We start from the raw sequence: 15,418 nt of genomic DNA, 5'->3' as shown, positions 1-15,418 counted from the left end.
AGCGGACCGTCCGCATTCCACCACTTCCGGCCCTTCCACCGCCGGCGTATTCAATGGCCATGCGTGATATCCAGAACATCGTAATCCTGACGGGGGCGGGCGTTTCCGCCGAGTCCGGCGTCCCGACCTTCCGCTCTAAAGGCGGCATAACCTATTGGGATGTGTACGAAGACGAACTTGGTCCGAAGAGTTACAGGGTCGAGGATGTCTGCACGCCCGAGGCGCTCGCGGTGGATCCGGCGTTGGTGCATCGGTTTTATGATTTGCGGCGCGCGGCCTTAGCGGGGGTGAAGCCGAATGCCGCACATCGGGCGCTGGCGCGGTTGGATGCGGGTTGGGGCGGTGGGTTGCTGATCGTTACGCAGAATGTGGACGACCTGCATGAACGCGCGGGGGCGACGCGGATGCTGCATATGCATGGGGAGCTGTTGTCGGCCTTGTGCGCAGTGTGCGGTGCGCGGGAGCCCTGGACGGGGGCTTTGCCGGAGGGGTCGGTGTGCGGCGCTTGCGGGTCGGCGGCGCTGCGGCCCGACATCGTGTTCTTTGGCGAGATGCCGTACCAGATGGAGCGGATCGAGGCGGCGTTGGCGCAGGCCGATCTGTTCGTGTCGATCGGGACGTCGGGCGCGGTGTATCCGGCTGCCGGGTTCGTGCAGACGGCCGCGTACTACGGCGCTGCGACGCTGGAGCTGAACCTCGATCCTTCAATGGGGAGCGTGTTCTTCGAGGAGACCCGGATCGGCGCGGCGGGGGTGCTGGTGCCGGCTTGGGTGGACGAGGTGCTGGGCTAAGATTGTTCTCCCGCGAAGGCGGGAGCCCAGTCTGGGCCCCCGCCTTCGCGGGGGAACAAGTTGCTAAGGGAGCCGCCCGGTGGTCAGTCGACCCAGTCTAGGCCGATGTCGCGGTAGGTTTCGCGGTCCTCGTCCCAGCCGGGTTTGACTTTCACGTGCAGATACAGATGCACCGGCTTGCCCGTGATGCTGGCCAGCTCGATGCGCGCCCTCGCGCCGATTTCCTTGATCCGCTGGCCGCCCTTGCCGAGGACGATGGCGCGCTGGGTGGGGCGTTCGACGAGGATCTGCTGGTGGATCTCAAGGCTGCCGTCCTGGCGCTCGATATACTGCTCGGTCTCGATCGTGCTCGCATAGGGGAGTTCGGCGTGGAGCTGCAGATAGAGCTGTTCGCGGGTGACTTCGGACGCGAGCGAGCGTTCGGTGGCGTCGGAGACCTGGTCCTCCGGGTAATGCCACGGGCCTTCGGGCATCGCCTTAGCGAGTTCCGCCTTGAAGTGCGCGATGCCGTCGCCGGTGCCGGCGCTGATGAAGAAGGTCTCGGCGAACGGGAGCAGCGCGTTGAGCTTCTCGGCGTGGATCAGCAGCTTGGTCTTGTCGGCGAGGTCGACCTTGTTGAGGATCAGCCAGATCGGCTCGGTGCGGCCGATCAGCGATTCGACGATGTCGGTGACCTTGCCGCCGATCCCGCCCTTCGCGTCGACCACCAGCGCGATGATGTCGGAGCCCTCCGCTCCGCCCCAAGCGGCGGCGACCATCGCGCGGTCGAAGCGGCGCTTGGGTTCGAAGATGCCGGGGGTGTCGACGAGCAACACCTGGGTGTCGCCGAGGATCGCGACGCCCATCAGCTTGGCCCGGGTGGTCTGCGCCTTCGGGCTGACGATCGCGACCTTCTGGCCGACGAGCGCGTTGACCAGGGTGGATTTACCGGCGTTCGGCGCGCCGACGACGGCGACGAGGCCGCAATGGAGGTTGCGAGCCGGCTCTTGGGCCGGGTTGGTTTCGGATGTTTCGTTCACCGGAGCCGCATGACGGATTATGACAGTTTTTCCAAGAGCGCCTTAGCCGCTGCGGTCTCGGCCTCCTGCTTGCTGGTGCCTTCCGCGACCGCCTCGGCAAAGCTGCCGAGCGATACCGCGATGGTGAAGCGCGGCGCGTGGCCGGGGCCGGTGCGGTCGACGACGCGGTAGTCGGGGGCGCGACGGTTGTGCGCGGCGGCCCATTCTTGCAGCTGAGACTTGGGGTGCTGCGGAGCCTTCGCCCCGGCCTTGACGCGGTCGCCCCAGGTGCGGCGCACGAACGCGCGGACCGCATCCAGTCCGGCCTCGCGGTACCACGCGCCGATCAGCGCCTCCATCACGTCGCCCAGCACATTGTCGCTGTCCGATGCGCCGTCGTCGCGCGCCTGCTTGCCGAGCTTGAGGTGATCGCGCACGCCCAGTTCGCGGGCGACGTCGGCGCAGACCGCGCCGGTGACCAGCGCGTTGAGCCGCTTCGACAATTGCCCCTCGGCGTCGCCCTCGAAGGTCTCGTACAGCCATTCGGCCACGACCAGCCCGAGCACGCGGTCGCCGAGGAATTCGAGCCGTTCGTAGTTCGCCGCCGCTTGGCTGCCATGCGTCAGCGCACGCTCATAGGGCGCCAGATCGCTCGGGCGGCGACCGAACATCGCGGTCAACCATGTCGCGAGGTCGCTCAAAACCCCTGCCCGATCCGCGATCCACGCGCGGCGGTGAACCACGTCCACGGCGCGAACGAGGCGTTGCCGTCGGTCGAGAAGAAGGTCACGAGCGCCTTGCCCTCGACATTCTCGAGCGGGACGTAGCCCATGCCCTGCGGCGCGGGGAAGCGGCTGTCGCCGCTGTCGTCGCGGTTGTCGCCCATCACGAAGATATGGCCAGCGGGGACGGTATAGACGCCGGTATCGTCGCGGTCGGGCATCTGTCCCTGGTCGAGAACCTCGTAGCTCCGGCCACCGGGCAACGTTTCCCGGAACCGCGGATAGCGGCAGATCGGGATGCCCTTCGCATCGACGTCCTGGAAGTTCGCACCGCACTTTTCGGCGTTGAAATTGGCGGTCAGCGGCAGCGTGAAGTCGGCGATGCGGAGCTTCGGGATCGGCGTGCCGTTGAGGATCACCTGGCCGGCGCGCATCTGGATGGTTTCGCCGGGCAGGCCGATGACGCGCTTGATGACATCGTGATCGAGCACCTCGGGCGCGCGGAAGACGATGACGTCGCCGCGTGTCGGGGCGCTGCCGAGGATACGTCCGGGGATCAGCGGCGCGCCCCAGGGCAGCGACCAGCGCGAATAGCCGTAGTTCCATTTCGTCACGAACAGATAGTCGCCGATCAGCAGCCGCGGCAGCATCGATTCACTCGGGATGCTGAACGGCGCGAACAGGAAGCTGCGCACGATCAGGACCACCAGCGCGAGTTTCAGCAGGAAGCGGAGCGTCTCGCTGCTCTCGGACCGAGCGGGTTTGGGGGTTTTGGCCATGCCGCGCGGTTTGCGTGGGGTCGCGCGCGTCGTCAAGCTGGCGGTTTGGAGGATCGATTGGTAGGCACCACGCGTATCGTTCGCGATTCCTTACGGAGAGACATTATGGCCGACTGGTCCAAGATCGAAGCGCTGCCCGCCACCAAGCTGACCGAGCTGTTCGCAGGCGACCCAGACCGGCTGGCGACGCTGAGCCTGGACGTCTCGGGCATCCATTTCGACTGGTCGAAGACGCATCTGACCAAGGATGCGATCGCAGCCTTCGCCGATCTCGCCAAGGCGCAGGATCTGGCCGGCAAGCGCGAGGGATTGTTTTCGGGCAAGATCGTCAACGTCACCGAGAACCGCGCGGTCGAGCACACCGCCGAGCGCGGCGAGGGCAAGCCCGAGAGCGTCGCGATCGCGGCCGCTAGCCACGCTCGGATGCGCGCGTTGATCGACGCGATCGAGGCGGAGGCGCTGGGCCCGGTGCGCCACGTGCTGCACGTCGGGATCGGCGGATCGGCGCTGGGCCCGCACCTGCTGGTCGACGCGCTGGGTCGCGAGGACAAGCGCTACGACGTCGCGATCGTGTCGAACGTCGACGGCGTCGCGCTGGAGGACGTGTTCGAGCGGTTCGATCCGGCGGCGACGTTGCTGGTGGTCGCGTCGAAGACCTTCACCACCACCGAGACGATGATGAACGCCGAATCGGTGCTGCAGTGGATGACCGAGCATAATGTCGAGGATCCGTACGGCCGGGTGATCGCGCTGACCGCGGCGCCCGAAAAGGCGATGGAATGGGGCGTCGACGAGACCCGCATCCTGCCGTTCGCCGAAAGCGTCGGCGGGCGCTATTCGCTGTGGTCGACGATCGGGTTCCCGGCCGCGATCGCGCTCGGCTGGGACAAGTTCGAGGAGCTGCTGGAGGGTGCGGCCGAGATGGACCGGCATTTCCGCCTCGCCGCGCTGCACGAGAACGCGCCCGCACTCGCGGCGTTCGCCGACCTCTATTACACCCAGGTCCGGGGCGCCGAGACCCGCGCGCCGTTCGCCTATGACGAGCGGCTGCGGTTGCTGCCGAGCTATCTGCAACAGCTCGAGATGGAATCGAACGGCAAGGCCGTGACCGTCGACGGCCAGCCGGTCGGGCGTCCGACCGCGGCGATCACCTGGGGTGGGGTCGGCACCGACGCGCAGCATGCGGTGTTCCAGCTGCTCCACCAGGGTACGCATCTGGTCCCGGTCGAGTTCATCGCGGTGATCGAGCCAGGCGATACGCTGGCCGAGGATCATCACAAGGCGCTGTTGCTCAACGCGTTTGCGCAGGGCGCTGCGTTGATGGCGGGGAAGCAGGTCGAGGATCCGGCGCGCAGCTATTCGGGCGACCGGCCGTCGTCGACGCTGCTGCTCGACGATCTCGACGCGCGGACGCTGGGCGCGCTGATCGCGTTCTACGAACACCGGGTGTTCGTGAACGGCGTGCTGTTGGGGATCAATTCGTTCGACCAGTTCGGGGTGGAGCTTGGCAAGGAGATGGCGAAGGAAGCGGCCAAGGGCGGCGGGAGTTTCGATCCGTCCACGGACGATCTGATCAAGCGCGCGTTCGGGTAAGGCGGGCGCAGGGATAATACCGTTCCCCGGCGGAGGCCGGGGCCCAGTTGGTGAACGGCAGTGCCGCAAACGCAAGCCTTCCCAACTGGACCCCGGCCTTCGCCGGGGAACGGTGGTGACTGAGACCGTTCCCCCACGGAGGCGGGCGCCCGCTTTCGCGGGAGAACGGTGGGCGCTCGGGCGTTACCTATCCATGTCCATGCTGATCGCCGCCGCTCTCGCCCAAAGCACCATCGCGCAGATGAAATGGGAGCGGCGTATCCTCGTCGTCGCGGCGCCGAGCGCGACCGACCCGCAGCTTATCGAACAGCGCCGCATCCTCACCGCCTGGCGGAAGGAAAGCGAAGCGCGCGACCTTACCATCGTCGAGATCGTCGGGGACCGCGTCTCCGGCGCAGCCGACGCCGCCGCGGCCGTGCGCCGCAAATATCGCCTGCCCGCTGGCTTCACCGCGATCCTGATCGGCAAGGATGGTGGCGAGAAGCTGCGGAGCGCGCACCCCTTCCCCGCCGCAGCGCTGGCCGAGACGATCGACGCGATGCCGATGCGCAAGGCGGGTCAGCGATAGGCGTAGCGATCACAGTGATCGGGACGGCGGCCTTGTCCGCGCGCGCGTGCTGCCCCAAGTGGCAGGCATACCGTACGAGGAACGCCCGTGACCGACCCCCATTATGACTACGACCTCTTCGTCATCGGCGCAGGCTCCGGCGGCACGCGCGCGTCGCGCGTCGCAGCCGCACACGGCGCGCGGGTCGCGGTGGCCGAGGAATACCGGGTGGGCGGCACTTGCGTCATCCGCGGCTGCGTGCCGAAAAAGCTGCTCGTCTACGGCGCGCATTTCGCGGAGGATCTGAAGGACGCCAAGCGGTTCGGCTGGGACGTTCCGGAGCCGCTCGCGTTCAGTTGGCCGACGCTGCGCGACAATGTGCTGGAGGAGGTCGACCGGATCAACGGCGCCTATACCAACACGCTGAACAACAACGGGGTCGAGATTATCCTGTCGCGCGCCGTCGTCAGCGGGCCCAACGAAGTCACGCTGTCGGACGGCACGAAGAAGACCGCCGCGCGCATCCTGATCGCGGTCGGCGCGCATCCTCTGGTCCCCGACGTTCCCGGCGCCGAGCACGGCATCACCTCGAACGAGGCGTTCCACCTCGACGACGTGCCGAAGCGGATCCTGATCGCGGGGGGCGGATACATCGCCAACGAGTTCGCCGGGATCTTTCACCAGCTTGGCGCGCACGTCATCCTGGTCAACCGCACCGACCAGATCCTGCGCGGCTATGACCGCCAGATCGTCGACCGGCTGCTGCAGATCTCGATCACCAAGGGGATCGAATTCCGCTTCAACGCCGCGCTCGAAGGGATCGACAAGGACGAGGACGGCTGCCTCACCGTCCGCATGGGCGGGTACGAGCCCGCGGTGGTCGACGCGGTGATGTTCGCGACCGGACGGCTGCCCAACACCCGCGGACTGGGTCTCGACAGTGCCGGGGTCGAACTGGACGCGCTGGGCGCGATCGTGGTCGATGCCGACAATCGCTCGAGCTGCGACAGCATCTACGCGATCGGCGATGTCACCAACCGCATCCAGCTGACCCCGATCGCGATCCGCGAAGGCCAGGCGTTCGCGGACACCATCTATGGCGGCAAGCCGACCAAGGTCGACTACACCTGCGTGCCGAGCGCGGTGTTCAGCCACCCGCCGATGGCCGGCGTCGGCCTGACCGAGGCCGAGGCCAGGAACGCGCTCGGCTCGGTCCGGGTCTATTCTTCCGACTTCCGGCCGATGAAGAACGTGCTGGCGGGGCGCAACGAACGATCGCTGTACAAGATGGTGTGCGACGCCGAGACCGACCGGGTCGTCGGACTGCACATGATCGGCCCGGACTGCGCCGAGATCCTGCAGGCCGCCGCAGTCGCGGTGAAGGCCGGACTGACCAAGGCCGACTTCGACGCCACCGTCGCGCTGCATCCGAGTATGGCGGAAGAGCTCGTCCTAATGCGCTGAACTTCGTTACGCATGTTCAACGACTTGTGACCCGGAAGACACGCGTCGGCGCTATGATGCGTCGGCGCGTCTCTTGGGTATTGGCGGCCCCTGGCTTCGAGCGTACCGCTTTGTGACGGGTACCCGTGCGCGACAGACGCACGAGCCGGACAGGAGCAGGACGAGGGGCCATGAGGCCGCACCAGCCGTCACCGCATTCAGCGCATGCCGCCACCGGGCAGCAAGGACGACCGCGTGCCCATACACCCCCGTCGGCAGACAGGGACACGCGACAATGAAGACCATGACATCGGTAGCGCTCCGCGCTGCCCTGGCGACGACGACCATCCTCGGCGCAAGCCTGGCGCTGACCGCGCCCGCCGCCGCGCAGACCACCACCGCGTCGATCCGCGGGCAGGTTCGCGACGGCGCCGGCGCTGCGGTCGCGGGGGCGACCGTGGTGGCGGTCAACCGCGGCACCAACCAGACCCTTCGCGCGACGTCGTCGGCCAGCGGCAGCTATGTGCTGAACGGGCTGCGACCGGCGCAATACACCATCACCGTCACCGGTCCGACCGGCACGACTACCGAACAGACAGTGATCGTCGGGGTCGGCCAGGCGACAACGCTGAACATCACGCTGGCGCCCGCCACCGCTGCGGCGCCTGCCGCGCCAGGCGGTACCGACGCGACCCCCGCTGCGGGCGCCACGGCCGATGCGACGCCCACTGCCGAAACCCCGGGTGGCGACGTCGTGGTCACCGGCAACCGGCTGGTGGAGACCAAGACCAGCGAAGTCGCGACCAACGTCAGCCAGAACCAGATCCGCATCCTGCCGCAGGGCGATCGCAACTTCCTGACCTTCGCAGCGCTCGCACCAGGCGTGCGCTACAACGACAGCGAGACCAACAAGGGCATCGTCTCCGGCGCCTCGCCCGCCAGCCAGGTCAACGTCTTCATCGACGGCACCAGCCTGAAGAGCCAGACGCTGGGCGGCATCGCCGGCCAGACCGACAGCCGCGGCAACCCGTTTGGCCAGCTCGCGGTCGGCGAGTTCCGCGTGCTGACGCAGAACTACAAGGCCGAGTACGAACAGGCCGGCTCCGCGATCGTCACCGCGATCACCAAGTCGGGTACCAACGAATTCCACGGCGAGGTGTTCGGCCAGTATACCGACCGCAGCCTGACCGCCGCCAACATCATCGACGAGCGCGCCGGTCGCGACAAACCGAAGTTCGAGCGCAAGCAATACGGCATCGCGCTGGGCGGCCCGATCATCAAGGACAAGCTGTTCTTCTTCGGCGCGTACGAAGGCAACGACCAGGATCGCGCATCGAGCGTGAGCGTCGGCAACCGCACCCCCGCCAACGCCGCGGCGTTCGGCCAGTATGAGGGCACCTATGTCAGCCCGTATCGCGGCGATTTCTACTTCGGCAAGCTGACCTTCACCCCCGACGAGCGCCAGGTGTTCGACCTGTCGTTCAGCCGTCGGCAGGAGACCGACATCACTGGGTTCGGCGCCAATTTCGGGTCCGCCAACATTGCCTATTCGGCGGCGGTCAACAAGATCAACAAGACCGACACCTATACCTACAAATGGACCTATACCGGCGACAGCTTCGTCAACGAGGCGAACCTGACCTATCTCGATTCGGTCTATAATCCGTCGTCTCTGAACCCCGACGATCCGAGCTTCGAATATCAGGGCGTCATCACCTTCGGCGGCAAGGACTCGACGCAGAAGATCAGCCAGCAGAGCTATGTGCTGCGCGACGACCTGACGTACAACGGCCTGGCGGGTCACGTGATCAAGGGCGGCATCCGCTTCGCGTTCCAGGACTATGATTTCACCAAGAACCTGTTCGTCCAGCCGCACTATTTCTTCCAGACCGACGCCCTGCGCGGACTGGACTTCAGCTTTCCCGCGACCGCGCAGATCGGTGTCGGCAATCCGCGGATCATCGCGTCGAATTCGCAGCTCGGGCTGTATCTGCAGGACGATTGGGACGTGACCGACAAGCTCCAGATCAACGCGGGCATTCGTTGGGATTACGAAAGCAACCTGTTCAACAACAAATATCGCAGCCCCGCCTCGGCGATCGCCACCCTGAGCGCCCTGCCCAAGACCGATTATTTCGACCCCGCTGACTATATCACCGACGGCACCGACCGGCCGACGCGGAAAGACATGTTCCAGCCGCGGATCGGTTTCAGCTATGATGTCAACGACGACCAGCGCACGGTGTTCTTCGGCGGATACGGCAAATATTACGATCGCAACGTCTTCAACAACACGCTCGACGAGCAATTCCGCCTGCAATATTCGACCGGCGTGTTCTATTTCTCGCGCGACGGGAAGCCGCGCGACGGCAACCCGACGGTGGTGTGGGACCCAGCATACCAGACCCGCGATGGCCTGCTGGCGTTGCGCGCGACCGCGCAGACCGGGCTTCCCGAATTGTTCGCGGTCAAGAACGACGCCAAGGCGCCGTCTACCGACCAGTTCAGCTTCGGCCTGCGGCAGAGGTTCGGCATCTTCCGGACATCGTTCACCGGATCGTACGTGCGCGGCCAGAACGGCTACACGCACCTGTTCGCGACCCGCAACGCCGACGGATCGTGCTGCGACACGACGATCCCGCGCGCCAACGGCTATAGCAACGTGCTGATCGGCTATGACGGGCTGCGCACCCGCTACAAGGCGCTGCTGGTGACGATCGACAAGGATTACACCAAGGCGTCGGGTTGGGGCTTCAACATCGCCTATACGCTGTCCAAGGCCGAGCAGGACGGCGGCGACCTGTTCAGCCTGGATAAGGTCACGCCCGACAAATATGGCTGGCGCCCGATCGCCGACCAGGACGAGCGCCACCGCATCGTGTTCTCGGGGATCGGCGACCTGCCGCTGGGCTTCCAGCTGTCGACGCTGACCACGCTCGGCAGCGGCACCGCGTTCCAGGTGCTCGACCAGACCGCCGGCACCAGCGTCAACCAGCAGGTGATCCGATCGCTGTACCGGCCGAAGAACTGCATCAAGGGCGTGTTCGCGTTCTGCGAGGTCAACCTGACGCTGCAGAACAACATCAAGGTGTTCGATACGCACAACATCAACGTCGCGGTCGACCTGCTCAACGCCTTCAACAACAAGAACTACACCGGCTATTCGGGATTCATCGGCGTCGGCGAGAGCTATTCGTTCAACAGCACGACCAACGCTCCTACCGGCCTGCAGACGCTGCCGCGCAGGATCCAGTTCCGCGCGGGCTATCGGTTCTGACCTGAAAGGCCACGAACGGGCACCCACCGGGTGCTCGTTCGTTGTTTCGCCATGGATGACGTTGATTCCGCAGCCTTCGGGCTGAACCGCCGGCATTTTCTGGGCACCGGTGCGCTCGCCCTGGGCGGCTGCGCCACCACCCGGGTCGGCCCGCGCGACGCGCCCGATCTGGTCGCCGATCTGCAGGAACGCACGTTCCGCTATTTCTGGGACACCACCGACCCCAAGACCGGGCTGGCTCCCGATCGCTGGCCGACGCCGTCGTTCGCGTCGATCGCGGCGGTCGGCTTTGCGCTCACCGCCTATCCGATCGGCGTCGCGCATGGCTGGATCGACCGCGCACAGGCGCGGGCGCGGACGCTGGCGACACTGGAATTCTTCGCCGCCGCGCCGCAGGGCGACGCTGCGACGGGGATGACTGGGTATAAGGGCTTCTTCTACCACTTCCTCGGCACCACCAAGGGTCAGCGGTTCGCGCGGTCCGAGCTTTCGACGATCGACACCGCACTGCTGCTGGCCGGGGTACTGTTCGCGCAGGCGTGGTTCGACGACGACCATCCCGAAGAGATCCGCATCCGCGAGCTTGCCGACAAGCTGTATTTCGCGGTCGAATGGAACTGGATCACGCCGCGCCAGCGCTATCTGGCGATGGGCTGGCACCCCGAGAGCGGGTTCATCGCGGACGACTGGAACATCTATAACGAGAGCATGCTGCTCTACGTGCTGGCGCTAGGTTCGCCGACGCATCCGATCCCGGCGGAGCGCTGGGATATGTGGACCGAGACGTTCGAGGCGGCGTGGAGCGGCGAAGGCAACCAGGCGTACGCGCATTTCCCGCCGATGTTCGGGCATCAGTACAGCCATGTCTGGATCGACTTCCGCGGCATCCGCGACCGCTTCATCGGCGCCAAGAAGATCGATTATTTCGAGAACAGCATCCGCGCGACCCGGGCGCAGCGCGCCTACGCGATCGCCAACCCGGGCGGCTGGAAGGGGTATGACGCCGATGTCTGGGGGCTGACCGCGTGCGATGGCCCCGGCGATTTCACGCTCGACGTGGCCGGGCGGAAACGCGATTTCTACAGTTATTCCGCGCGCGGCCCCGGCGACCGCGACGACGGCACGATCGCACCGACTGCGGCGGCCGGATCGATCGCATTCGCCCCCGACATCTGCGTGCCTGCGATCGAGACGATGCACCGCCGCTACGGCCCCGACATCTACGGCAAATACGGCTTTCTCGACTCGTTCAACCCGACGCTGACGGTCGGAACGCCGCCGCTGAAGCACGGCAAGATCGTCCCCGGCACCGGGTGGGTCGATGACGATTATATCGGCATCGACCAGGGGCCGATCGTCGCGATGATCGAGAACCTGCGATCGGGGCTGATCTGGTCCAAGATGCGCCGCAACCAGCATATCCGCCGCGGGCTGGAACGCGCCGGGTTCCGCGGTGGCTGGATCGACCGGGGATAGGCTAATGCCTACCCCGGTCGATCCCGCACCGCGCGTCAGTCCGCGAACAGCAGGACCGGCGTCTCCAAATACTTCTTCAGACCCTGAACGAAGCTCGCCGCGTCCCAGCCGTCGACGACGCGGTGGTCGCAGCTGATCGACAGGTTCATCAGCTTTGCGCGGATGATGTCGTCACCCCCTCTTCCATTATCACGGAACACCGGGCGTTCGACGATCTTGTTGGGGCCGATGATCGCGACCTCGGGACGGTTGATCACTGGCGTGGTCGCGATCCCGCCGAGCGGACCGAGCGAGGTGACGGTGATGGTGCCGCCGCCCATCTCGTTCGGCACGAGCTTGCCGGCGCGCGCGGCTTCCGCAAGCCGCGTGATTTCGGTCGCGAGCTGCCAGACGTTGCGGTCCTGCGCGTCGCGGATCACGGGGACGGTAAGCCCGGCGTCGGTCTGCGCGGCCATGCCCATGTGGACCTGGCCGTGGCGGGTGACGATGCCGGCTTCGTCGTCGTAGCGCGCGTTCATCATCGGGAAGTCGGGGATGGTCTTGCAGATCGCAACCATCATCAGCGGCAGCATGGTCAGCTTCGGGCGGCCGCCGCGGTTGGCGTTGAGATCCGCGCGCATCGCCTCCAGCGCGGTGACGTCGATCTCGTCAACATAGGTGAAGTGCGGGATCGCGCGCTTCGATGCGGCCATGTTCTCGGCGATGCGGCGACGCATGCCGATGACCTTGACGGGCACGTCGGCGCGGGCGCGCGACGCGTTCGGGGCGTGATAGCCCTCGCCCGAGCCGTAGCGGAGATAGGCGTCGAGGTCGCTGTGACGGACGCGGTCGGCGTCGGTTTTGACCGAAGCGAGGTCGATGCCGAGATCGCGCGCGCGCGCGCGGACTGCGGGGGATGCGAGCGCGTGAGCCTTCTGCTCCGCACCAATTGCAGGAGTAGCGCTCGGCTTCTGCTCCTTCTCCCCTGCGGGGAGAGGGCTGGGGTGAGGGGTTGGGGCAGTTGCCGGCGTTTCCGCCTGGGGCTGCCCCTCACCCCGACCCTCTCCCCGCAGGGGAGAGGGAGTTGCCCCAACCACCTCTTCGACACCCGGGTTCTCGGCTTCGTACTGCTCCGCCGTTTCCACCTGCGCGGGCGTGAGCGGCGCGGCAACGACCTCGGCGTCGTCGGCAACCACCGCGTCCGTCTCGATCACCACCAGAGCGGCGCCGATCGAGACCTGGTCGCCGACTTCGCCCGCGAGTTCGATCACGACGCCCGACACCGGCGATTCCATCTCGACGGTCGCCTTGTCGGTCATCATGTCGGCGAGGCCTTGGTCCTCCTCGACCCGGTCGCCGATCGCCACGTGCCACGCGACGATCTCGGCCTCGGAGATGCCTTCGCCGATGTCCGGCAGCTTGAAGGTAAAGCGAGCCATTATGCGTCCTTCATGATTTTCTTGAGCGCCTCGCCGATGCGGACGGGGCCTGGGAAATACGCCCATTCGAGGCTGTGCGGGTACGGCGTGTCGAATCCGGTGACGCGCTCGATTGGGGCTTCGAGGTGATAGAAGCAGCGTTCCTGGACGATCGCCGACAGCTCTGCGCCGAACCCGCTGGTGCGCGTCGCCTCGTGCACGATCATGCAGCGGCCGGTTTTCTTCACCGACGCCTCGATCGTCTCGATGTCTAACGGCACCAGCGTGCGCAGGTCGACGATCTCGGCGTCGATCCCGGCTTCAGCGACCACGGCCGCGCAGACATGGACCATCGTGCCGTAAGCGAGGATGGTCAGCGCCTGGCCCTCGCGGACGATCTTCGCCTTGCCGAGCTCTATCTTGTAATAGCCGGTCGGGACTTCGCCGGCCGGATGCTTCGACCAGTTCTGCGAGGGACGGTCCCAATATCCGTCGAACGGGCCGTTGTAGATGCGCTTGGGTTCGAAGAAGAGCGTCGGATCATTGTCCTCGATCGCGGCGATCAGAAGGCCCTTGGCGTCGTAGGGCGTCGAGGGAATGACGGTCTTGATCCCCGACATGTGCGTGAACAGCCCCTCGGGGCTCTGGCTGTGCGTCTGGCCGCCGAAGATGCCACCCCCGAACGGCGACCGCACCGTGATCGGCGAGGTGAACTCGCCTGCCGAACGATAGCGCAGCCGCGCGGCCTCCGACACCAGCTGGTCGAGCGCGGGGTAGATGTAATCCGCGAACTGGATTTCGGGGACGGGACGCAGGCCATACGCGCCCATCCCGACCGCGACGCCGATGATGCCGCATTCGGTGATCGGCGTGTCGAACACGCGGGTCTTGCCGTGTTTGGCCTGGAGCCCGGCGGTCGCGCGGAAGACGCCGCCGAAATAGCCGACATCCTCGCCCATGACGATGACGTTGGGGTCGCGCTCCATCATGATATCCATCGCGGAATTGATGGCCTGGATCATGTTCATGCGCGTGGTCGCTTCGCCCGCGTCCTGCCCTGCAGAGGCGTCGGTCGTCGTGTCGGTCATCACTTCCTGTCCCATGGACGGCCGCTCGCCGTCTCTTCCGCGATCATCTGCGCCTGCTGTTCGCGCAGGTGCCAGGGCATTTCCTCGAACACGCCGTCGAACAGCGTGTCGAGCGGCTGGTGCAGGCCGTGGCCGAGGATGCCGTTCTTCTCGGCCTCCTTCTGCGCCGCCTTGACCTGGTCGCCGACTTCCTTGTCCTGCGCGATGTGGCGATCCTCGTCCCATTCGCCGAGCGCGACCAGGTGATCCTTCAGCCGCACGATCGGATCGCCGAGCGGCCACGCTGTCGGTTCACCTGCGCTGCGATACTGGCCGGGATCGTCGGAGGTCGAATGGCCTTCGGTACGATAGGTGAAATGCTCGATCAGCGTCGGGCCCTGGTTGGTCCGCGCGCGCTCGGCCGCCCACTGCGTGGCCGCATAGACCGCGAGCGCGTCGTTGCCGTCGACGCGCAGCCCGGCGATCCCGTATCCGATCGCGCGCGCGGCAAAGGTCGTCGACTCGGCGCCGGCGAACCCGGAGAAGCTTGAGATCGCCCACTGGTTGTTGACGACGTTGAAGATCACCGGTGCGCGGTAGACGCTGGCGAAGGTACAGGCCGAATGGAAGTCGCCCTCCGCGGTGCTGCCCTCACCGCACCAGGTCGCAGCGATCCGGGTGTCGCCCTTGGCCGCGGACGCCATCGCCCAGCCTACCGCCTGCGGATATTGCGTGGTCAGGTTGCCCGAGATCGAGAAGAAGCCGGCTTCCTTGACCGAATACATGATCGGCAGCTGCTTGCCCTGCAGGCGATCGGCGCTGTTCGAATAGATCTGGTTCATCATGTCGACCAGGTCCCAGTTCCGCGCGATCAGCAGGCCCTGCTGGCGGTAGGACGGGAAGCACATGTCGTCGTAATCGAGCGCATAGGCGGCCGACACCGCGACCGCCTCCTCGCCCAGCGCCTTCATGTAGAAGCTGGTCTTGCCCTGTCGCTGCGCGCGGAACATCCGCTCGTCGAACGCGCGGAGCAGGACCATGCTGCGCAACATCCGGCGCAGCACGTCGGGCGACAACTTAGGGTCCCAAGGGCCGACCGCGTTGCCCTCATCGTCGAGCACGCGGATCAACGTGTAGGATAGTTCGTGGAAACTATCGGCTTTGTCCGCGGTATCTGGGCGGCGCGCCGACCCCGCGGGTGGCACGTCGACGCTGGCGAAATCCACCGCGTCGCCGGGGCGGAATTTCGGTTCGGGCACGTGCAGCGCAAGCGGCTGCAGGTTCGCGCGGTTGGTCGCCACTCGAGTCTCCTAAGGTCGTTCGCGCTG

The 15,418-nt window shown here is 66.1% G+C and carries 12 protein-coding genes; 6 read left to right on the top strand and 6 right to left on the bottom strand.

Going from position 1 to position 15,418, the window contains the following annotated elements:
* Positions 1–59: 59 nt before the first annotated feature.
* Positions 60–791, top strand: coding sequence for an NAD-dependent deacylase (locus SJY20_RS04755; RefSeq protein WP_380785447.1), 732 nt, complete (start codon positions 60–62; stop codon positions 789–791).
* Positions 792–874: 83 nt separating this feature from the next.
* On the opposite strand, the gene era is transcribed toward SJY20_RS04755, so the two are convergent.
* The 3 genes from era to lepB are packed head-to-tail and all read right to left on the bottom strand — an operon-like array spanning position 875 to position 3,290.
* Complete coding sequence (gene era, locus SJY20_RS04750) at positions 875–1,810, bottom strand: GTPase Era (protein ID WP_380785446.1); 936 nt, start codon at positions 1,808–1,810, stop codon at positions 875–877.
* A gap of 17 nt (positions 1,811–1,827) precedes the next feature.
* Positions 1,828–2,460 carry a ribonuclease III gene (gene rnc / locus SJY20_RS04745; protein WP_380788564.1) on the bottom strand — a complete coding sequence of 211 codons (633 nt, stop codon included), beginning with the start codon at positions 2,458–2,460 and terminating at the stop codon, positions 1,828–1,830.
* Positions 2,461–2,486: 26 nt separating this feature from the next.
* Positions 2,487–3,290, bottom strand: coding sequence for a signal peptidase I (gene lepB / locus SJY20_RS04740; protein WP_380785445.1), 804 nt, complete (start codon positions 3,288–3,290; stop codon positions 2,487–2,489).
* 105 nt (positions 3,291–3,395) lie between these two features.
* Here lepB and pgi point away from each other — a divergent pair, with 105 nt between their 5' ends.
* From pgi to SJY20_RS04715, 5 genes are all read left to right on the top strand, one after another.
* Positions 3,396–4,883, top strand: a complete 1,488-nt coding sequence (gene pgi, locus SJY20_RS04735; RefSeq protein ID WP_380785444.1) for a glucose-6-phosphate isomerase — start codon at positions 3,396–3,398, stop codon at positions 4,881–4,883.
* A 193-nt stretch (positions 4,884–5,076) separates the two neighbouring features.
* On the top strand, positions 5,077–5,451 hold the full coding sequence (locus SJY20_RS04730) for a DUF4174 domain-containing protein (protein WP_380785443.1): 375 nt from the start codon (positions 5,077–5,079) through the stop codon (positions 5,449–5,451).
* Between the two features lie 87 nt (positions 5,452–5,538).
* The gene (gene gorA / locus SJY20_RS04725; protein ID WP_380785442.1) at positions 5,539–6,894 is read left to right on the top strand and encodes a glutathione-disulfide reductase; all 1,356 of its coding nucleotides are present in this window, start codon (positions 5,539–5,541) and stop codon (positions 6,892–6,894) included.
* Between the two features lie 274 nt (positions 6,895–7,168).
* Positions 7,169–10,150 carry a TonB-dependent receptor domain-containing protein gene (locus SJY20_RS04720; protein WP_380785441.1) on the top strand — a complete coding sequence of 994 codons (2,982 nt, stop codon included), beginning with the start codon at positions 7,169–7,171 and terminating at the stop codon, positions 10,148–10,150.
* Between the two features lie 51 nt (positions 10,151–10,201).
* Positions 10,202–11,626 carry a glucoamylase family protein gene (locus tag SJY20_RS04715; RefSeq protein ID WP_380785440.1) on the top strand — a complete coding sequence of 475 codons (1,425 nt, stop codon included), beginning with the start codon at positions 10,202–10,204 and terminating at the stop codon, positions 11,624–11,626.
* 35 nt (positions 11,627–11,661) lie between these two features.
* Here SJY20_RS04715 and SJY20_RS04710 read toward each other — a convergent pair whose 3' ends face one another.
* The 3 genes from SJY20_RS04710 to SJY20_RS04700 are packed head-to-tail and all read right to left on the bottom strand — an operon-like array spanning position 11,662 to position 15,391.
* The gene (locus tag SJY20_RS04710) at positions 11,662–13,044 is read right to left on the bottom strand and encodes a dihydrolipoamide acetyltransferase family protein (RefSeq protein WP_380785439.1); all 1,383 of its coding nucleotides are present in this window, start codon (positions 13,042–13,044) and stop codon (positions 11,662–11,664) included.
* The gene (locus tag SJY20_RS04705) at positions 13,044–14,051 is read right to left on the bottom strand and encodes an alpha-ketoacid dehydrogenase subunit beta (RefSeq protein ID WP_380788562.1); all 1,008 of its coding nucleotides are present in this window, start codon (positions 14,049–14,051) and stop codon (positions 13,044–13,046) included. Before SJY20_RS04705 ends, SJY20_RS04710 begins: the two co-directional genes overlap by 1 nt.
* 59 nt (positions 14,052–14,110) lie before the next feature.
* Positions 14,111–15,391, bottom strand: a complete 1,281-nt coding sequence (locus SJY20_RS04700) for a 3-methyl-2-oxobutanoate dehydrogenase (2-methylpropanoyl-transferring) subunit alpha (RefSeq protein ID WP_380785438.1) — start codon at positions 15,389–15,391, stop codon at positions 14,111–14,113.
* Between the last annotated feature and the right edge of the window lie 27 nt (positions 15,392–15,418).

This window comes from Sphingomonas sp. R86521 (assembly GCF_042466235.1).
Classification (GTDB): domain Bacteria; phylum Pseudomonadota; class Alphaproteobacteria; order Sphingomonadales; family Sphingomonadaceae; genus Sphingomonas.
This window is presented reverse-complemented; position numbering and strand designations above follow the sequence as displayed.